The organism is Burkholderia sp. HAN2018 (assembly GCF_024704855.1).
In the GTDB taxonomy this organism is placed as follows: domain Bacteria; phylum Pseudomonadota; class Gammaproteobacteria; order Burkholderiales; family Burkholderiaceae; genus Burkholderia; species Burkholderia cepacia.
In genome coordinates, this window is sequence record NZ_QOBB01000074.1 from 16,920 (window position 1) to 35,413 (window position 18,494).

The following is an 18,494-nucleotide window of genomic DNA, read 5'->3' on the forward strand; positions in this document are numbered from 1 at the left end:
GGTGCCGCCCGCGCGGCGAGCGCCGCATGGAAAACGGGCACAAAAAAACGGGGCATGATGCCCCGTTTTTCATTCCGGCGAACCGGCGTGGATCTGTCGTGCGCTCAGACCGAGAACGACGAGCCGCACCCGCAGGTGGTGGTCGCGTTCGGGTTCTTGATCACGAACTGGGCGCCGTTGAGGTCGTCCTTGTAGTCGATCTCGGCGCCGACCAGGTACTGGTAGCTCATCGAGTCGATCAGGAGCTGGACGCCGTTCTTGTTCATCACGGTGTCGTCCTCGTTGACTTCCTCGTCGAACGTGAAGCCATACTGGAAGCCGGAGCAGCCACCGCCCTGCACGAACACGCGCAGCTTCAGGTCGGGATTGCCCTCTTCGTCGATCAGTTGCTTGACCTTGTCGGCTGCGGCGTCGGTGAAGACGAACGGAACCGGCATTTCGGCCGTCGTTGCTGCGGATTCGGTAACAGCGTTCATTGCGAACTCTCCAAAAAGCTTTAGCCGCTATTGTAGGGCCGATCAGAAGATCGTGCTGAAGTCCATGAAATCAATAGGTTCTTGTCGATTTCATCAAACACGCATGCGCAGGCCGCGGCAGCACGCGCCTGGAAACGGACATAAAAAAACCGCCAGCGCAAAAGCTGGCGGTTTTTCCGGCGGACGCCGCCCGGGAGCGGCGCGGCCATGAAGCGGAAATTAACGCTTCGAGAACTGCTTGGCGCGGCGTGCCTTGCGCAGACCGACCTTCTTACGCTCGACTTCACGTGCATCGCGCGTGACGAAGCCTGCGTTCGACAGCGACGGCTTCAGCGTCGCATCGTAGTCGATCAGTGCACGGGTGATGCCGTGGCGCACTGCACCTGCCTGACCCGTTTCGCCGCCGCCGTTCACGTTCACCTTGATGTCGAACGTCTGGCCGTGGTTCGTGAGTTCCAGCGGTTGACGCACGATCATCAGCGACGTTTCGCGCGAGAAGTAGTCAGCGATGGGCTTGCCGTTGACGATGATGTCGCCCTTGCCAGCCTTGATGAAGACACGTGCGACTGCGCTCTTGCGGCGGCCCGTACCGTAGTTCCAGTTACCGATCATGTGGGTCCCCTTAGATCTCGAGCGCCTTCGGCTGTTGAGCCGAGTGCGGATGCGTCGCTTCTGCGTAGACCTTCAGCTTCTTGATCATCGCGTAACCGAGCGGGCCCTTCGGCAGCATGCCCTTGACCGCCTTCTCGAGCGCGCGGCCCGGGAAGCGTTCCTGCATCTTGCCGAACGTCGTTTCATAGATACCGCCCGGGTAGCCCGAGTGACGGTAGTACTTCTTGTCCAGAGTCTTGTTGCCCGTGACCTTCAACTTGCTCGCGTTGATGATGATGATGAAATCACCAGTGTCGACGTGCGGGGTGAACTCAGGCTTGTGCTTGCCGCGCAGACGGCGTGCCACTTCGCTGGCAACACGGCCGAGAACCTTATCCGTCGCGTCAATCACGTACCATTCGCGCGTCACCTCATGGGCTTTTGCGGAAAACGTCTTCATGATCGATCCAAAAAAATTGCTTTGCCCGATGTGTTCTTCCTGCTTGTCTGTGTGCGCTTCGAGGCGCGGTGCAGGCTCTCCCTGTTCTTTTTCCGTGGGCATGAATGCGGAAAAGCCCTGAATTATAAAGGAAATACCGCAACGCGGTCAAAGGGAATCCGCTCCCCGTGTCCACGGCGGCCGAAATGGGCCAAAATCCGGTCGTGCCCCGACAAGCCAGGCGAACCGAGCGCCCGGGGAGGCACCCATCGACACGCGGCACATGACCTTGCCGCGCCAGACCGGCCGAACACGGAAAACAACAAACAAGCATGATGAATCAACGACTTACACCCTTCCTCGCGGCCGTGATGCTGGCCGCCGCGGCACCTGCCGTCGCCGCCCGCGCCGACTGCGAAGCCAAGCTCGAAGCCCTCGATACACGCCTTGCCGAAGCCCGTGCCGCGCATGCCGAGGATCGCGTCGCTCGCCTGCGCGCGGTGCGCGAACGCGTCCGCCACTTCTGCGCACGCGGGCACGGGCATGCGTCGGCCGTCCACGCGCCGGCGCCCGATGCGCGCCCGCGCGGCACGCCGCCCGACGCGACCTCGCAGCCTGCTGCAAGGCAGCCCGCGTGACCCTGTCGGCGCGCGCAAACCGCGCGCCGATGTTTGCATGGGACGAAAAAAAGCCCGAACGGCTGGTTCGGGCTTAATCCACCATAGGAGGAGGGTGGAGGAGACATTCGGAGGTTGCCGCAGCGCGACAACCAATGAGGCTCATTATACGAACGCGTCGTCGACTCCACAAGAAAATTTGCATTGCGAAATCAAACGCCACAATATGAAATTTAATGCGGCGCGTTTGAATCACGACTTTTCTCTTTGAAATCAATGGCCTGATCCCGGAAAGTACGATCAGGAGCCGCCCACATCTAGAGCAAAACCCCTAAGTCCGGAGGGGAATTGGCTGTCCGGGGCGCCGCTCGCGCGGTGCCCGCGTTGCGCGTCGTGCACCGCATCAGCCGGCCGTTGCGCCGCGGGCTACAATGCCGGATCGAATCCGAATCAGGCAACGCTGGAGTGCAAGCATGGAATGCAAAGTAAGCTGGATGGGTCAGGACGGCATGGCGTTTTCCGCCGAGACCGGCAGCGGCCACCTCGTCGCGATGGACGGCGCGCCCGAAGGCGGCGGTCACAACCTCGCGCCGCGCCCGATGGAGATGGTGCTGCTCGGCACCGGCGGCTGCACGGCCTATGACGTCGTGCTGATCCTGAAGAAGAGCCGCCAGGAAGTCAGCGGCTGCTCGGTCACACTGAAGGCCGAACGCGCGAGCGAAGACCCGAAGGTGTTCACGAAAGTGCACTTCCACTTCACCGTCACCGGCCGCAACCTGAACCCGGCCACGGTCGAACGCGCGATCAACCTGTCGCACGACAAGTATTGCTCCGCGTCGATCATGATCGCGAAGACGGCCGAACTCACGCATTCGTTCGACATCGTCGCCGGCTGAACGCACGGCGAGCGCACATGAAAAAAGGGCCGGCGCTCCGCTAGGAGACGCCGGCCCTTTCGCATTCGAACGGCAAAGCAGGCCGATAAGCCGGATTCTGTGCACGCTGCGCGCCGAAGCACGCAACGCGTGGCAGCCATTCCTCTAGGCGCGCCATTGCTGACGCGCTCAAGCTTCCTACCCGCAGACGAGACGGGGGCCCCGTCCTGCATCCGAAGATGCGCGCCTGCCTACTTGGAATTGCTCCGGGTGGAGGTTACCGTGCCGGCGAACGTCGCCGTCGCCGCGGTGCGCTCTTACCGCACCGTTTCACCCTTACCTGATCCCGGCTTGCGCCGGGCCATCGGCGGTTTGCTTTCTGTTGCCCTGTTCCGCGTGTCGCCACGGATGGCCGTTAGCCATCACCCTGCCCTGTGGAGTCCGGACTTTCCTCGCCCCCGCGCGCCCGAAGGCGGCGAGGCCGCGACTGCCTGGCCTGCTTTGCGACGCGCATTCTAGCACTGCGCGCCGCCGCCGGCAGCGCGCGAGCGGCGGCCGCTGCGAAATACGGCCGGATCGTCGTAGAACGCAGGCTCGACATTCGCATCGCACCAGCCCGGCACGCCGAGCACCGGAAGCGGCGCGAAATCGCGGCTCGTCAGCGCGCGCGTCGCGAGTTCTGCGGCGACACGGGCGTCGACATGCGCGATGCGTTGCGCGTCGGGCCACGAAAAATAGTCGGCGCCCACTTCGACGATCCACGTGTGCGCGGTGCAGGATTTGTAAGGCGCGACGAGTTTCTCGAGCAGCGCATGGCCGACCAGCCGCGCCTCGCAGCGCGTGCCCCACGCATCGCGCGCGGCGACCAGCAGCCGCGGCCAGTCGAACCCGCGCAGCGCGTCGGCGAGCGCACGGTCGGCCGTCACGAACAACGCGGCGTTCTCGTCGAACAGCGTGAGCGCGTCGCGCAACGTGCCGCGCACGGGGCCGACCCCGCCCGCCGCGTCGATCGCCGCGGCCTGGCGCGCGTTCAGTGCGGCCTTGACGCGCGGATATGCGAACCAGACGAGCGCGTTGAAGAAGTCGTGCTGATTGTGGCGGGTCGGGACACCGCCCGTCTCCGCGATATGGGTCTCGTACGCGACGCCGGGCGGCAATGCTGCCTGCGGCACGAACCGCAGCGGCCGGCCACGGCCGCTGGTGCGCGGGCCGTCGGGCCCGGTATCGCCCAGGGCGCCGTTCAGCGCGTCGAGCAGCGCGGCCTCGCCCGCCCTCGCGGCCGCCTGTGCAACGCGGCCGGGGCCCGCGTACGGCGCGAGCCACGGCACGGACCAGTCGATCCGCGCAAAATCCGCCGCCCCGCTACCGGCCGCCTGGCCAGGTTCGCGCGGCGGCGCGAAGGTCACGCCAGTTTCCAGCCGATCGTCTCGCCGCCGCGCAGCGGTACGACGGGCGTATCGCCCGCGAAGATCTCGCGCGGCAACTCCCATGCCTCGCGACACAGCGTGACCGTCTCGGCGCTGCGCGGCAGCCCGTAGAAATCGGCGCCGAAGAAGCTCGCGAAACCTTCCAGCTTGTCGAGCGCACCGGCGTGGTCGAACGCTTCCGCGTACAGTTCGAGCGCATGCAGCGCCGTATAGCAGCCCGCGCAGCCGCACGCGGTTTCCTTCGCGTCGCGCGCATGCGGCGCGCTGTCGGTACCGAGGAAGAAGCGCGGGTTGCCCGACGTCGCGGCCTCGACCAGCGCGACGCGATGCGTCTCGCGCTTCAGCACCGGCAGGCAGTAGTAATGCGGGCGAATCCCGCCGACGAACAGCGCATTGCGGTTGTACAGCAGGTGATGCGCGGTGATCGTCGCGCCGAGCAGGCCGGGCGCCGCATCGGCGTCGCGCACGTAGTCGGCCGCGTCCTTCGTCGTGATGTGTTCGAACACGACCTTCAGGCCCGGGAAATCGCGGCGCAGCGGCGTCATCACGCGGTCGATGAAGACCTTCTCGCGGTCGAACAGGTCGATCGATGCGTCGGTCACCTCGCCGTGCACGAGCAGCGGCATGCCGGTTTCCTGCATCGCCTCGAGCGTCTTCGCGCATTTCGCGAGATCGGTGACACCGTGGTCGGAATTCGTCGTCGCACCGGCCGGATACAGCTTCACGCCGTGCACGAAGCCGCTTTCGCGCGCGCGGCGGATCTCGTCGGGCGGCGTGTTGTCGGTCAGGTACAGCGTCATCAGCGGTTCGAACGTCATCCCGGCCGGCAGCGCGGCGAGGATCCGCTCGCGATAGGCCTGCGCCTGCGCGGTGGTCGTCACCGGCGGCTTCAGGTTCGGCATGACGATCGCGCGGCCGAACTGGCGCGCGGTGTGCGGCAGCACGGCGGCCAGCATGTCGCCGTCTCGCAGGTGCAGGTGCCAGTCGTCGGGACGGGCGAGCGAGAGCATCGCCGGGGAGGAAGCGTTCGAGGCAGTCATAGGAGGCGTCGTGAGGAACGTGCTTGCCGTTGGCGGGGCCGGAACACGCGTGCGCGGGCCGACTGACGGCAAACCGCAACACGGGGCCTTTGGCCAGCGGAATCCGCTTTTTACCGCTCAGGGCTCGGTGATATGCTAGAAGCCGCATTGTACCGGGGTTCGCCCGGTTCGTTACCCCCCGCCTGAGCCTGCTGCCCCAAGTAAAATGTGCCAACTCTTAGGAATGAACTGCGCCGCGCCGACGGACGTCACATTCTCCTTCACAGGTTTCGCGGCCCGGGGCGGGCTCACCGATCACCATGCCGACGGCTGGGGCATCGCGTTCTTCGAGGACAAGGCCTGCCGCCTGTTCATCGATCACCAGGCATCGGCCACGTCGCCGATCGCCGAAATGGTGAAGCGCTACCCGATCAAGTCCAAGAACACCATCGCGCACATCCGCAAGGCGACGCAGGGCCACATCCTGCTCGAGAACAGCCATCCGTTCATGCGCGAGCTGTGGGGCCGGCACTGGATCTTCGCGCATAACGGCGACCTCCAGGACTACGCGCCGGACATGGACGGCAGCGTCTATCATCCGGTCGGCACGACCGACAGCGAACAGGCGTTCTGCGTGCTGATGCAGGGGCTGCGCGAAGCGTTTCCCGGCGCGCAGCCGCCATTGCCCGAACTGTTCGAGCGCGTCGGCGAGCTGACACGCGGCATCACCGATCACGGCGTGTTCAATTTCCTGATGTCGAACGGCCAGGCGCTGTTCGCGCACTGCTCGACACGGCTGCACTACCTCGTGCGGCGCTGGCCGTTCTCGACCGCGCATCTCGTCGACGAAGACCTGTCGATCGACTTCGCGAAATACACGACGCCCGAGGATCGCGTCGCGGTGATCGCGACGCAACCGCTCACCGACAACGAAGTCTGGACCGCGTTCGAGCCGGGCGAACTGATCATGTTCCAGTGCGGCGACGTCGCCGCGCGGATGCGGATCCCGGTGCCCGAACGCGTGCTCGAGAAACTGCGCAATCCGGCGCTCGACGCATCGGCATCGGCGCCGCGTGACACACGCGAGGCGCTCGCCACCGCCGCCGACGTCGATTCCGACGACGCGATCGACTTCTGAGCCCCGCGCGCCAGCGCCCTTCCCCTGTCAGCCGCTGTCCGGCAAATCGACGGCTCGCCGCCGGGTCATATCGCTCGCCCCGCGCCGATTCCGGTTCATCCGGGCCAGATTCCCGTATATCGAAGCGAAGCAGCACAACATTCGCCCGATTCGATTCGTTTCAATATAAAACGATCCAGGCGAGAAAATAATAAATCACTCAATCGGAATGCAGATAATCCGGAAACCGCATTTTAACGTATCGACCTGACGCAAACCGTGCGCCACCCCACTGATCCCGCGATCGCAAATTCGCACGCAAATAATCGGCCGAATCCTTACCCTGCAAGGCCTTCAGTTCGATTCGTCACACAATCAAAAAATACCGAATAAAAGCGGCACTATTGCCGCATTTGTTAGCTTCCCGACAATTCACCTCCTTCCCGATCAGTAGAGTCCGCTCATCCTCGGTGTAACGAATCGCGAATGACGGAGATACGGCCACGGACGCCACACATCCATTCACGCCATTCCCCACCGCGGATTGCGATTTCACCGCACCGCGGTGAAAACCACATCAAAACAAGAGAGAGGGGCTTGTCGTGAATCACTCATTTCGATCGATATGGAGCGAGACCACCGGCTGCTGGGTCGCGGTTGCGGAAACGGCGCGGGCGCGCGGCAAGCGGTCGGGCAGCCCATCCGGTGCAGGCCTGCGCGCCGCCCACGCGGCAGCGCGCCGGACGCCGCTTCGCGCCGCGGCACTCGGTGCCGTGCTGGTCATGCTGTCGGCAAGCTCCGCGTACGCATCGACGTGCGGCAGCGGTGCGGCCGTCGCGAGCGGCGGTACCTGCGCGCTCGGCAGCTTCAGCCCGACCGTCAATGACAACCTCGCCGGCGCCACGACCGTGTCGGGCGGCGACCGCGTCGGCCTGACGGGCGCATGGACCGGCGCAACCGGCGACATGGGCTATACGCCGATGCCGTTCGCCAATACGCCCATCATTTCAGGCAATCCGGATCAGCCGCTGGTGTCGCTCGGCGGCAAGACGCAGAGCGTCGGCACCCCCGACTCGATCACGGGCGGCCATACGTCCGTCGCCACTTACGACTCGACCGCGTTCGTCGCGTCGAACGCGGGCTCGACCGTCGTGCAGGTCTATCACGACGTGAACGGCGACCAGTACGTGAACACGCGCATCGGCACGGTCGCGAATTCGGGCGGCACGCTCGACGTATCGATCGGCAATCCCGCGAACGCGCCCGCGGCGACCGGCAACGCAATCACGATCGCGGCCAAGCAGACCGACCTGACCTACGCGGACGGCACCGGCTCGACACCGAGCGTCATCAACTGGAATTCGCGGAACCAGGTCTGGTTCATCACCGGCGACTATCTGGCAAGCGGCGGCCCCGTCGGCCGCATCGAGCTCGACGTGCCGACCTACGCGGGCACCTTCACCGCGTTCGACGGCAGCAAGTGGACCGTCACCGACGCCGCGTCGCTCGCCGCGTACAACAACTTTCTCGTGCGTTCGGTCCAGAACGGCGCACTCGGCTCGCAGGCAGCCTACGACAATGCGTTCGGCCAGGCCGTGACGTTCGCCACGCAAACCTTCGAGTATGCGAACAACGTGTCGCCCGACGACAAGAACGCGCTCCCCAGAAACTATCCGTCGGTGATGCACGGCACGGGCGCGAACGCGACGCTGCACATCGGCAAGGACGGCCAGATCGACTTCCGCGGCGCCAATACGATCGACGCGAGCGCGGCCGTCGTCGCGGAAAACGGCGCGCACTTCGTCAACGACGGGCGCCTGTCGGGCGACTTCACCCTGGTGCGCCTGTTGAGCGGCGCGAGCGGCGTCAACAACGGCGTGATTTCGTCCGGTTACACGTCGGGCGACAATGTCGGCACGGGCGGCACCGTACCGCCCGACAATTTCGGCCTCGATACGTACGTCGAAGGCAGCGGCGTGTATGCCAACGGTACGGGCACCACGTTCGTCAACAACGGCGTGATGAACGTCGGTGCGTGGAATCTCGACCACAACCGGCTCGACCTGCAGAACTACGCGATCGCCGCGACCGACGGCGCGAACGCATCGAACGCCGGCACGATCAACGTCGGCGTCAACGCGACGACGCTCGACAGCCAGGTGATCGGCGGCCTCGTCGCCGGCGGCAGCTTCACGAACGAAGCCGGCGGCACGATCTATCTCGGCCGCGCGGCCCAGTACGATGCCGGCACGCCGGAGGCCGCGAACGACGTCGCGCTGTCCACGCACGCATACGGCATCCTGCTCGGCCCGTCGGGCACCGCGAACAACCTCGGCACGATCGTGATCGGTTCGCAGACGCAGAACGGCGCCGCCATGGCGAGCATCAACTCGTCGTCCGGCACGCTGACCAACGCGGGCTCGATCGTCGTCAACGGTGCCGCGCCCGGCACGCCGCTCGCCAACGTCGGCATGCTCGCGGCCAACACGGCGGCGACCGTGACCAACACCGGCACCATCACGCTGAACGGGGTAAACGGCATCGGCATCATGGTCGTCGGGACCGGCACGAACGCGACGGCCGCGACCTCGACCGGCACGATCAACGTGGCCGGCGGCCTCGATCCCGCATCGGGCACACGAAACTACGGCGTGTGGGCCGAGGGGCCGCACGCGAAAGCCACGCTCGACGGCGCACTCAACCTGACGGGCACCGGTGCGATCGGCGTGCACGCGCGCTCGGGCGCGACGATCGACGTCGGCGCCAACGCGGTGCCGGCGTTCATGTCGGGCACCAGCCAGATCGGCTTCTATGCCTATGGCGCCGGCTCGAAGATCAACGTCGCCGCGCAGCACCTGAGCGTCGACACCGACGATTCGACGCTGTTCCGAGTCGCGGGCGGCGCTGCCTACACGGGCGCGTCGGCAGCCGGAACGCTGACGACCGACGTCAACGGCCAGCGCGCGCACGGCGTGCTCGCGACCGACACCGGCACCGTGCTGTCGACCGGTAACGCGATCTACAACGTCAACGGCGCGAACGGGATCGCGATCGGCGTCGAGGGCGGCGCGCAAGGCACGATCGACGCGGGCGCGACGATCAACCTGAATGCCGCAGGCGCGATCGCGGGCGTCGTCGACGGCCAGGCGCACGACCTCGCCGGCGCCAATGCCGGCGCGCCGGTCGCGACGACGCTGACCAACGACGCGGCCGTTACGTCGTCGACCGCGGGCGTGACGGGCTTCGTCGCGCAGAACCTCGGCACGCTCGAGAACCGCGACTCGGTGCTGCTGACGGGCGCCGGCTCGACGGGCGTCGTGGTCGGCACGCTCGGCACGGTGAACAACGCGTCGACGATCCGCGTATCGAACGGCACCGGTGCGCTCGTGCAGGGCCCGTCGGCCACGCTGGCCAACGCGGGTTCGATCGAAGCCGATGACGGCGTCGCGGGCGTGCGTCTGACGGGTGCCGGCGCATCGGTCGCGCTGTCGGGCACCGGCACCGTGATCGCGAACGGCAGCGCCGACGGCGTGCTGATCGACTCGACCGTATCGGGCGGCGGGATCGCGGCCGGTGCGACGTCGATCGCGGCCGGCGGCTCGGGCAGCGGGATTCACAACCTCGGCACGAATACGACGATCGCGCTGTCCGGCACACAGGTCACGACGACCGGCGGCGGCGCGAGCGGCATCGTGTCGACGGGCGGTGGCGCGCGCATCGCGGCCGATGCGGCGACGGTCGTGCGCACCGCCGGCAGCAACGCGCTCGGCATCCACGTGACGGGCGCGGATTCGACGCTCACGGCGACCGGCACGACCGTCGCGACGACGGGTGCCGGCGCACACGCGATCGTCATGGATGGCGGCGCGACGGCCCTGCTGTCGGCCGCGAAGATCGCCGCATCGGGCAGCCTGGCCGACGGCATCGTCGCACGCAACGGCGGCCGCATCGGCGATACGGGCTCGACGATCGCCAGCGCCGCCGGCAACGGCGCAACCGCCGACAGCGGCGGCGTGCTCGCACTGACCGGCACGACGCTCAAGGGCGCGGCGGCCGGCGTGCTGACGTCGGATACGCTCGCAAACGGCGCGACGAGTTCGGTGCTCGTCGACGGCGGCAGCGTGACGTCCGCGACCGGCCCGGCCTTCGCCGCGCGCGGCGGCACGGCCGACATCGCGGTGCGCAACGGCACGGTCGTGACGGCCGGCAACGGTACGCTGCTCGACCTGTCGAACGGCAGCAACGCCACCTTCACCGCATCGGCCGTGAACCTGGCCGGCGACATCGTCTCGGACGCCTCGAGCACCGGCAACGTGCGCCTCGCGAACGGCACGACCCTGACCGGCAAGATCGACCCGGTCGCACTGACCGTCGACCCCACCAGCACGTGGCGCATGACGGGCAGCTCCGTGCTGAGCAGCCTGAACAATGCGGGCCTGGTCGCATTCGCCGCGCCGACCGGTTCGCCGACGCTCGCGGGCAGCTACAAGACGCTCACGACCGGCAGCTACGTCGGCAACGGCGGCACGATCGCGCTCAACACGTTCCTCGGCGCCGACGCATCGCCGACCGACCGGGTGATCGTGAACGGCGGCACGGCAAGCGGCACGACGGGCCTGAAGATCGCCAACACGGCCGGCACCGGCGCGCAGACGAAGGGCGACGGGATTCCGGTGGTCGTCACGACCAACGGCGGCACGACCACCGCATCGGCATTCCAGCTCGCCGGGCCCGTGCAGGCGGGCGCGTACGAATACCGGCTCTATCGCGGCGGGCAAGGCGACGCGAACGGCTGGTACCTGCGCTCGCAACTCGATCCGTCGGACCCGGGCGACCCGATCCACCCGTCCGGTGGCGGCGACGGCGGCGGAAACGGCAACGGCAGCGGCAGCGGCGGCACGCTCGCGTATCGGCCCGGGGTCGCCGGCTACGCGCTCACGCCGCTGCTGAACGCCGACTACGGCTTCTCGACGCTCGGCAAGCTGCACGAGCGCGTCGGCGACATCGCCAACCTCGACAAGCAGCAGCCCGGCAATCGCGACGGTGTATGGGGACGTATCGGCGGCCAGAGCCTCGACGCGAACGCAGGCCGCTTCTCGGCCGACGAGCGCACCTTCTTCGCGCAGTTCGGCAAGGACTGGACGCTCGACCAGGCGCCGAACGGCGCCGGCAGCACGCATGCGGGCGTGACGGCCAGCATCGGCGTGTCGAACGCGAGCTTCAGCGACATGGCGCGCGCCGATACGGCCAACCTGTCGACGTCGACGGGCTCGGTCGAGATGCACGCGCAGAGCGTCGGCGGCTACTGGACGAAGTACCTGTCCGACGGCACGTACTTCGACAGCGTCGGGCAGGTCACGCACTACGGCAACCGCTATCGCGACAGCTACGGCAACGAGGCGTCGCAAAACGGCTTCGGCGTCGCGCTGTCGCAGGAAGTCGGCAAACCCTTCGCGATCGGCGGCCTGCCGGTCGCGGTCGAGCCGCAGGCGCAGCTGATGTACCAGTACCTGAAGCTGAACGGGTTCAACGACAACGTATCGGCGGTATCGGGTACGACGACGAACGCGCTGCGCGGCCGCGTCGGGGTGCGCATCTTCCGGCCGAACCTGCAGTCCGCTTCGGGCGGCAGCGCTGCCACGCCGTACTTCACGGCCGACGTGCTGCACGACTTCCTGTCGCCGGGCCAGACCGTCGTCGGCGGCACGCCGTTCGCGACGCATCTCGGCCGCACGTGGTACGAGCTCGGCGTCGGCGTGACCGCGAGCTTCGGCAAGTCAGGCGAGCTGTACGCGAACGCGAAGATCGCGCGCAACATCGGCGGCGACTATCGGCGCGGCATCGTCGGGCAGGTCGGCTACCGCTACAGCTGGTAACGCCCGCGAACGGCGGACAGCGGACGAAAAAAAACCGCCCGGCGCTCGGCCGGGCGGTGTTCGCATCGACGCGCGTGACCCGCGCGAACGCTCAGTGCAGGATCTTCGCGAGGAAGTCCTTCGCACGTTCCGATTTCGGATTCGAGAAGAAATCGTCCTTGCGGTCGTCCTCGACGATCGCGCCCTTGTCCATGAAGATCACGCGATGCGCGACCTTCTTCGCGAAGCCCATCTCGTGCGTGACGACCATCATCGTCATCCCTTCCTGCGCGAGTTCGACCATCACGTCGAGCACTTCGTTGATCATCTCGGGGTCGAGCGCGGACGTCGGTTCGTCGAACAGCATCGCGATCGGATCCATCGACAGCGCGCGCGCGATCGCGACACGCTGCTGCTGGCCGCCCGACAACTGGCCCGGGAACTTGTGCGCGTGCGCCTTCAGGCCGACGCGGTCGAGCAGCTTCAGGCCCTTCTCGTTCGCCTCGTCCTTGCCGCGGCCGAGCACCTTGATCTGCGCGAGCGTCAGGTTCTCGGTGATCGACAGGTGCGGGAACAGCTCGAAATGCTGGAACACCATCCCGACCTTCGAGCGCAGCTTCGACAGGTTCGTCTTCTTGTCGCCGACCGACTGGCCGTTCACGAGGATCTCGCCCTGCTGGAACGGCTCGAGACCGTTCACGGTCTTGATCAGCGTCGACTTGCCCGAGCCCGACGGGCCGCACACGACGACCACTTCGCCTTTCTTGACCTCGGTCGTGCAGTCGGTGAGGACCTGAAACTGGCCGTACCACTTCGAAACGTTCTTGATGGAAATCATCTTGTGACCTTTTTCTGGAGACCCTTGACGAGAGCAGACGCCAACGAGCAAATCACGAAATAGCATGCGCCGGCGAACAGGACCATCTCGACGGTCGTGCCGTCGCGATCGCCGATGTTGGCCGCCGTGCGGAAGAAGTCCGCGAGGCTGATCACGTACACGAGCGACGTATCCTGGAACAGGACGATCGCCTGCGTGAGCAGCAGCGGCACCATCGCGCGGAACGCCTGCGGCAGGATCACGAGGCGCATCGCCTGCGCGTAGTTCATGCCGAGCGCGAACGCGGCGTTCACCTGCCCGCGCGGCACCGCCTGGATACCGGCGCGGATGATCTCGGAATAATACGCGGCTTCGAACAGCGAGAACGCGACCATCGCCGATGCAAGCCGGATGTCGATCGTCGGCGACAGCCCGAGCACGCCCTGCAGCACCTGCGGCACGATCAGGAAGAACCACAGCAGCACCATCACGAGCGGGATCGAGCGGAACACCGTCACGTACGCCTTCGCGAACCACGCGAGCGGCTTCACGCCGGACAGCCGCAGCAGCGCCAGCAGCGTGCCCCAGACGATGCCGACGACGATCGCGATCAGCGTGATCTTGAACGTGACGACCGCGCCCGTCCACAGCGTCGGTATCGCGCCGGGAATACTACTCCAGTCGAACTGATGCATCACTTGCCTCCGATATAGCCGGGCAGCCGCGTGCGGCCTTCGATCCAGCGCATGAACGCCATCACGACGAGGTTGATGATCACGTAGGCGAGCGTCACCGCGATGAAGGATTCATACGTCTGCGCGGTGTAGTCGACGAGCTGGCGCGCTTGCGCGGACAGGTCGAGCAGGCCGATCGTCGACGCGACCGCGGAGTTCTTGAAGATGTTCAGGAATTCCGACGTGAGCGGCGGCACGATGATCCGGTACGCGACGGGCAGCAGCACATAGCGGTACGTCTGCCATTGCGTGAAGCCCATCGCGAGGCCGGCGGCGCGCTGGCCCTTCGGCAGCGCGTTGATCCCCGAGCGCACCTGTTCGCACACGCGCGCGCCCGTGAACAGGCCGAGACAGATGATCGACGCGGTGAAGAACTGCGTGGTGGGCGGCAACTGCTTGATCCAGGTGCCGATCGACGCGGGCAGCAGCTCGGGTATCACGAGATACCAGACGAAGAACTGCACGATCAGCGGAATGTTCCGGAAGATCGACACGTACACGGTGCCGATCGCGGACAGCCATTTGTTCGGCACGGTGCGCAGTACGCCGAACAGCGACCCGACGATCAGCGCGATGACCCAGGCGACGAGCGACACTTCGATCGTCACCCAGAAACCGGACATCAGCCATCCGAAATAAGTCGTCGGCTCGCCGGTCGACACGGGGCTCAGGAAGATGCCCCAGTTCCAGTGGTAAGACATGGGCAAGACTCCAGCAAAAAGAGACGGAAGAAGCGTGGCCTCTTCCGTCTCATTAGCGTCATTTCTGCATCAACGGCCGTGCGGTCAGTCGAGTGCCTTGTCGTTCGGGTTCGCGTACAGCTTCTTCATCGAATCGGACAGCGGGAAGTTCAGGTTCAGCCCCTTCGGCGGGATCGGGTTCTCGAACCACTTCGCGTAGATCTTCGCGGCTTCGCCCGACTTCTCGACTTGCGAGATCGCGTCGTCGACGACCTTCTTGAAGTCCGCATCGCCCTTGCGCATCATGCAGCCGTACGCTTCTTCCGATTGCGGCGTGCCGACGATCACCCACTCGCCCGGCTGCTTCGCCTTCGCGCGCTCGCCCGCGAGCAGCGCGTCGTCCATCATGAACGCGACCGCGCGGCCCGATTCCAGCGTGTTGAAGGAATCGCCGTGATCCTTCGCGCTGATGATGTTCATGCCGAGTTGCTTGTCGTTGTTCATCTTGCGCAGCAGGCGCTCCGACGTCGTGCCGGCAGTCGTCACGACCGTCTTGCCCTTCAGGTCGGCGAAATCCTTGACGCCCGAATCCTTCTTCGTCATCAGGCGCGTGCCGATCACGAAGATCGTGTCGGAGAACGCGGCCTGCTGCTGGCGCTCGGTGTTGTTGGTCGTCGAGCCGCACTCGATGTCCACCGTGCCGTTCTGCACGAGCGGGATGCGGTTTTGCGACGTGACCGGGATGTTCTTGACCTGCAGGTTCGGCAGGTTCAGCTTCTTCTTCACCGCGTCGACCACCTTCAGCTGGAATTCGCGCGAATAGCCGACAACCTGCTGGTTCTGGTCGTAGTAGGAGAACGGAATCGACGATTCGCGGTGGCCCAGCGAGATCACGCCCGTGTCCTTGATCTTCTTCAGCGTGCCCGTCTCCTGAGCATGCGCGCCGCTTGCGAACGCGCAAAGCGCCGCGACCATCAGGACTGCCTTTTGGTATTTCATTTTGGTCATCTCCTTGGCTAAAACCCGCGCCAGTGTATCAAAGTAATATTTTTGAAAGTACTGTTGTTTACCGCACGTCGCAGCGCCCCTGACAAAGCCTTCCTCCCGGCTCCAGGCGCCCCGAATGCGCGCGCGGGCGATGCCGGATTCGGCACCGCCCGCGAGGGTTCATATCCGCAACCGGGTGGATTGCGTCATGAATGGATCATAGTCAATGATCAGGGGTAGAGGCCACGCATTTCGCGCGCCATCAGGATGCGCTTGCACGCCACGATGAACGCCGCCGTACGCACCGACACCTTGTGCTCTTCCGCGACCGCCCACACGCCGGAGAACGCTTCGCGCATCACGCGCTCGAGACGGTGGTTGATCTCGTCTTCCGTCCAGAAGAAGCTCGAGAAATCCTGCACCCACTCGAAGTACGACACGGTCACGCCGCCCGCATTCGCGATCACGTCGGGGATCACGAGCACGCCGTTCGCGGTCAGGATGTCGTCCGCCGCCGTCGTCGTCGGGCCGTTCGCGCCTTCGACGATGATCTTCGTGCGGATCTTCGCTGCGTTCTTCTCGGTGATCTGGTTTTCCAGTGCCGCCGGGATCAGGATGTCGGTTTCGACCGTCCAGAACTCGTCGTTCGGCATCGGCTCCGCGCCTTCGAAGCCCGCGACGCCGCCCGTGCGGGCAACGTGGTCGAGCAGCTTGTTCGAATCGAGGCCTGCCGGCTGGTAGATCGTGCCCGTGTGATCCTGCACCGCGATCACCTTCGAACCCGCTTCCTGGAACAGCTTCGCCGCGATGCCGCCGACGTTGCCGAAGCCCTGCACCGCGATGCGTGCGCCTTCGATTTCCAGGCCCTTCTTCTTCGCCGCTTCGGAGCCGACGACGAACACGCCGCGGCCCGTTGCTTCCTTGCGGCCGAGCGAACCGCCGAGCGCGATCGGCTTGCCGGTCACGACGCCAGTCGACGTCTGGCCCTGGTTCATCGAGTACGTGTCCATCATCCACGCCATCACCTGTTCGTTGGTGTTGACGTCCGGTGCCGGAATGTCGGTGTTCGGGCCGATGATGATGCCGATTTCGCTGGTGTAGCGGCGCGTGACGCGCTCGAGCTCACCACGCGACAGCTTGCGCGGGTCGACGCGGATGCCGCCCTTCGCGCCGCCGTACGGCACGTTCACTGCTGCGTTCTTCACGGACATCCATGCCGACAGCGCCATCACTTCCGACAGCGTCACGTCCTGGTGGTAGCGCACGCCGCCCTTGCCCGGGCCGCGCGACACGTTGTGCTGCACGCGATAGCCTTCGAAGTGCGCGACGGTACCGTTGTCGAGCTCGATGGGGCAGTCGACGATCAGGATACGCTTCGGACGCTTCAGCGTTTCGAGCCAGCGCGACAGCGAGCCAAGGTACGGTGCGACGCGATCGACCTGCTGAAGGTAGTTGCCCCACGGGCCGAGATCGTCGGCGTGCAGGTAGGACGGGATGGACTGCTGTTGCGAAGACATGGATGCTCCAACGTTCAACGAAGTGCGCACATTGTCGAAAAACCCGTTTTTTTTATCCAATGCCGTTTGCTTATTCGATTATGCGTTTCTTGCATGATCGCGATTTTTCGCAAATCTGCGGTCGATTTGCGCAAGAACGCCCGCGATCGGCCGTGCATCGCGTGCTCGAAAAATCGTGTTGCGCGGGCGCGGGCCGGCCGCCGGGAAGGTGCCCGACAGGCACCGCAAGCCCGACGACAGCCGGCCGGGCCGGACGATCGACGGTTAACCGCCCACGGTTAACCCGCGGATTCGCGCAGTTCGTCGCGCACGACGTCCCACAGCGCACGCACGAGCTTCTGTCGTGGATCGTCGCCCTGCAGCGCGAGCTTGTCGCAGTACAGCCGGATCTCCATCGTCAGCGTGAACGGATGCGCGCCGCCGCGCACCGACCGGTCGAGCCGGATCAGGCGGCCGCCCGCCACCGCATCCTCGACCGCGCTGTGCGGCAGGAACGCGACGCCGTGGCCCGCGAGCGCCATCGCCTTCAGCCCTTCGGCCATGTCGGTTTCATAGACGCGATCGAGGAACAGCGGCGTCGACGCATTCGCGACGATGACCTCCGTCATCCGGCCGAGATACGCGTTCGGCGTATATGACAGGTACGGCACGCGCGCGTCGGCCGTGCCGGGCAGCGTATAGCGCGGCCGCCCCGCGCGGCCCGGCGCCGAGAACGGGCTGATCGGCTCGCTGCCGAGGATCAGCATGTCGTAGCGCGCCGGGTCGAGCGCGACGGGGTGGCTCGGATGGTGGTAGCCCATCACGAGATCGCAGCCGCCCTCGACGAGCGACAGCACCGCATCGTGCACGTTCAGCGCGCGCAGCCGCGTGTGAACCTGGCCCATCTTCGCCTCGATCCGCTGCAGCCAGCGCGGGAAATACGTGAGCGACAGCGTATGCGGCACCGCGAACTCGATCGTCGGCACCGGCGCGCCGACGTGGCCGCGCAGCAGCGTGCGCGCCTCGTGCGCCTGCGACAGCATCGTCAGCGCCTGCTCGTAGAAGATCTGCCCGGCCTGCGTCAGCCGCGTCGGATAGACCGAACGATCGATCAATTCGGTCGCGAGCCATGCCTCGAGCGCCTGGATGCGCCGCGAAAACGCCGGCTGCGACACGTGCCGCAGCTCGGCGGACCGGCTAAAGCTGCGCGTTTCCGCGAGCGAAACGAAGTCTTCGAGCCATTTCAGTTCCATGCAGGCGGGCGCGGCGGGCGGCGGTCGGGAAGAAGCCTGCATTCTACCGGCGGGCGGGCCCGGCCGGCGGCCGCGCAAGCGGCCCGGCGCGCTGCAGGATGCGGGCGCCGG

General features: G+C 65.9%; 15 protein-coding genes and 1 other RNA gene. 4 read left to right on the forward strand and 12 right to left on the reverse strand.

The window, feature by feature from the left end:
• Positions 1 to 104 precede the first annotated feature (104 nt).
• The 3 genes from erpA to rplM form a co-directional block, all read right to left on the reverse strand.
• On the reverse strand, positions 105 to 476 hold the full coding sequence (erpA, locus tag DPV74_RS19690; RefSeq protein ID WP_006751888.1) for an iron-sulfur cluster insertion protein ErpA: 372 nt from the start codon (positions 474 to 476) through the stop codon (positions 105 to 107).
• Positions 477 to 695: 219 nt separating this feature from the next.
• Positions 696 to 1,088 carry a 30S ribosomal protein S9 gene (gene rpsI, locus DPV74_RS19695; RefSeq protein WP_011883283.1) on the reverse strand — a complete coding sequence of 131 codons (393 nt, stop codon included), beginning with the start codon at positions 1,086 to 1,088 and terminating at the stop codon, positions 696 to 698.
• A 10-nt stretch (positions 1,089 to 1,098) separates the two neighbouring features.
• Positions 1,099 to 1,527, reverse strand: coding sequence for a 50S ribosomal protein L13 (rplM, locus tag DPV74_RS19700; protein ID WP_009687896.1), 429 nt, complete (start codon positions 1,525 to 1,527; stop codon positions 1,099 to 1,101).
• 311 nt (positions 1,528 to 1,838) lie between these two features.
• Here rplM and DPV74_RS19705 point away from each other — a divergent pair, with 311 nt between their 5' ends.
• Together DPV74_RS19705 and DPV74_RS19710 are read left to right on the forward strand one after the other, a co-directional pair.
• On the forward strand, positions 1,839 to 2,144 hold the full coding sequence (locus tag DPV74_RS19705) for a DUF1090 family protein (RefSeq protein ID WP_027788366.1): 306 nt from the start codon (positions 1,839 to 1,841) through the stop codon (positions 2,142 to 2,144).
• 410 nt (positions 2,145 to 2,554) lie between these two features.
• Complete coding sequence (locus tag DPV74_RS19710; RefSeq protein WP_027788367.1) at positions 2,555 to 3,019, forward strand: OsmC family protein; 465 nt, start codon at positions 2,555 to 2,557, stop codon at positions 3,017 to 3,019.
• A 70-nt stretch (positions 3,020 to 3,089) separates the two neighbouring features.
• Here the strand turns inward: DPV74_RS19710 and rnpB are convergent.
• The 3 genes from rnpB to pyrC all read right to left on the reverse strand — a co-directional run bounded on the left by rnpB (position 3,090) and on the right by pyrC (position 5,465).
• Positions 3,090 to 3,501: RNase P RNA component class A (gene rnpB / locus DPV74_RS19715), an RNA gene on the reverse strand.
• Between the two features lie 12 nt (positions 3,502 to 3,513).
• Complete coding sequence (locus tag DPV74_RS19720; protein ID WP_119337814.1) at positions 3,514 to 4,404, reverse strand: DUF3025 domain-containing protein; 891 nt, start codon at positions 4,402 to 4,404, stop codon at positions 3,514 to 3,516.
• A complete protein-coding gene (pyrC, locus tag DPV74_RS19725) occupies positions 4,401 to 5,465 on the reverse strand; it encodes a dihydroorotase (protein ID WP_119337815.1) in 1,065 nt (354 codons plus the stop codon). Before pyrC ends, DPV74_RS19720 begins: the two co-directional genes overlap by 4 nt.
• Before the next feature lie 205 nt (positions 5,466 to 5,670).
• On the opposite strand from pyrC, the gene DPV74_RS19730 reads away from it, so the two are divergent.
• Positions 5,671 to 6,582, forward strand: a complete 912-nt coding sequence (locus DPV74_RS19730; RefSeq protein ID WP_081066068.1) for a class II glutamine amidotransferase — start codon at positions 5,671 to 5,673, stop codon at positions 6,580 to 6,582.
• Between the two features lie 581 nt (positions 6,583 to 7,163).
• The gene (locus DPV74_RS19735) at positions 7,164 to 12,437 is read left to right on the forward strand and encodes an autotransporter outer membrane beta-barrel domain-containing protein (RefSeq protein ID WP_119337816.1); all 5,274 of its coding nucleotides are present in this window, start codon (positions 7,164 to 7,166) and stop codon (positions 12,435 to 12,437) included.
• Positions 12,438 to 12,528: 91 nt separating this feature from the next.
• On the opposite strand, the gene DPV74_RS19740 is transcribed toward DPV74_RS19735, so the two are convergent.
• From DPV74_RS19740 to DPV74_RS19765, 6 genes are all read right to left on the reverse strand, one after another.
• Positions 12,529 to 13,254 carry an amino acid ABC transporter ATP-binding protein gene (locus DPV74_RS19740; RefSeq protein ID WP_027788372.1) on the reverse strand — a complete coding sequence of 242 codons (726 nt, stop codon included), beginning with the start codon at positions 13,252 to 13,254 and terminating at the stop codon, positions 12,529 to 12,531.
• Positions 13,251 to 13,928: a glutamate/aspartate ABC transporter permease GltK gene (gene gltK / locus DPV74_RS19745; protein ID WP_059697820.1), complete on the reverse strand. Its 678-nt coding sequence runs from the start codon at positions 13,926 to 13,928 to the stop codon at positions 13,251 to 13,253. The genes DPV74_RS19740 and gltK overlap by 4 nt, the downstream gene beginning before the upstream one ends.
• A complete protein-coding gene (locus DPV74_RS19750) occupies positions 13,928 to 14,668 on the reverse strand; it encodes an amino acid ABC transporter permease (RefSeq protein ID WP_027788374.1) in 741 nt (246 codons plus the stop codon). Before DPV74_RS19750 ends, gltK begins: the two co-directional genes overlap by 1 nt.
• Positions 14,669 to 14,752: 84 nt before the next feature.
• Entirely contained in the window at positions 14,753 to 15,646 is an 894-nt protein-coding gene (locus DPV74_RS19755) for a glutamate/aspartate ABC transporter substrate-binding protein (protein ID WP_027788375.1), read from the reverse strand.
• 218 nt (positions 15,647 to 15,864) lie between these two features.
• Complete coding sequence (locus tag DPV74_RS19760; protein ID WP_021163078.1) at positions 15,865 to 17,151, reverse strand: Glu/Leu/Phe/Val dehydrogenase; 1,287 nt, start codon at positions 17,149 to 17,151, stop codon at positions 15,865 to 15,867.
• Between the two features lie 278 nt (positions 17,152 to 17,429).
• Positions 17,430 to 18,383, reverse strand: a complete 954-nt coding sequence (locus tag DPV74_RS19765; protein WP_027788376.1) for a LysR substrate-binding domain-containing protein — start codon at positions 18,381 to 18,383, stop codon at positions 17,430 to 17,432.
• Positions 18,384 to 18,494: the final 111 nt, after the last annotated feature.

Bases quoted from the DNA above. Each gene is read 5' to 3' on its own strand.
- erpA (WP_006751888.1), bottom strand. From the start codon at position 476: ATGAACGCTGTTACCGAATCCGCAGCAACGACGGCCGAAATGCCGGTT.
- rpsI (WP_011883283.1), bottom strand. From the start codon at position 1,088: ATGATCGGTAACTGGAACTACGGTACGGGCCGCCGCAAGAGCGCAGTC.
- rplM (WP_009687896.1), bottom strand. From the start codon at position 1,527: ATGAAGACGTTTTCCGCAAAAGCCCATGAGGTGACGCGCGAATGGTAC.
- DPV74_RS19705 (WP_027788366.1), top strand. From the start codon at position 1,839: ATGATGAATCAACGACTTACACCCTTCCTCGCGGCCGTGATGCTGGCC.
- DPV74_RS19710 (WP_027788367.1), top strand. From the start codon at position 2,555: ATGCCGGATCGAATCCGAATCAGGCAACGCTGGAGTGCAAGCATGGAA.
- pyrC (WP_119337815.1), bottom strand. From the start codon at position 5,465: ATGACTGCCTCGAACGCTTCCTCCCCGGCGATGCTCTCGCTCGCCCGT.
- DPV74_RS19730 (WP_081066068.1), top strand. From the start codon at position 5,671: ATGTGCCAACTCTTAGGAATGAACTGCGCCGCGCCGACGGACGTCACA.
- DPV74_RS19740 (WP_027788372.1), bottom strand. From the start codon at position 13,254: ATGATTTCCATCAAGAACGTTTCGAAGTGGTACGGCCAGTTTCAGGTC.
- gltK (WP_059697820.1), bottom strand. From the start codon at position 13,928: ATGCATCAGTTCGACTGGAGTAGTATTCCCGGCGCGATACCGACGCTG.
- DPV74_RS19750 (WP_027788374.1), bottom strand. From the start codon at position 14,668: ATGTCTTACCACTGGAACTGGGGCATCTTCCTGAGCCCCGTGTCGACC.
- DPV74_RS19755 (WP_027788375.1), bottom strand. From the start codon at position 15,646: ATGAAATACCAAAAGGCAGTCCTGATGGTCGCGGCGCTTTGCGCGTTC.
- DPV74_RS19760 (WP_021163078.1), bottom strand. From the start codon at position 17,151: ATGTCTTCGCAACAGCAGTCCATCCCGTCCTACCTGCACGCCGACGAT.
- DPV74_RS19765 (WP_027788376.1), bottom strand. From the start codon at position 18,383: ATGGAACTGAAATGGCTCGAAGACTTCGTTTCGCTCGCGGAAACGCGC.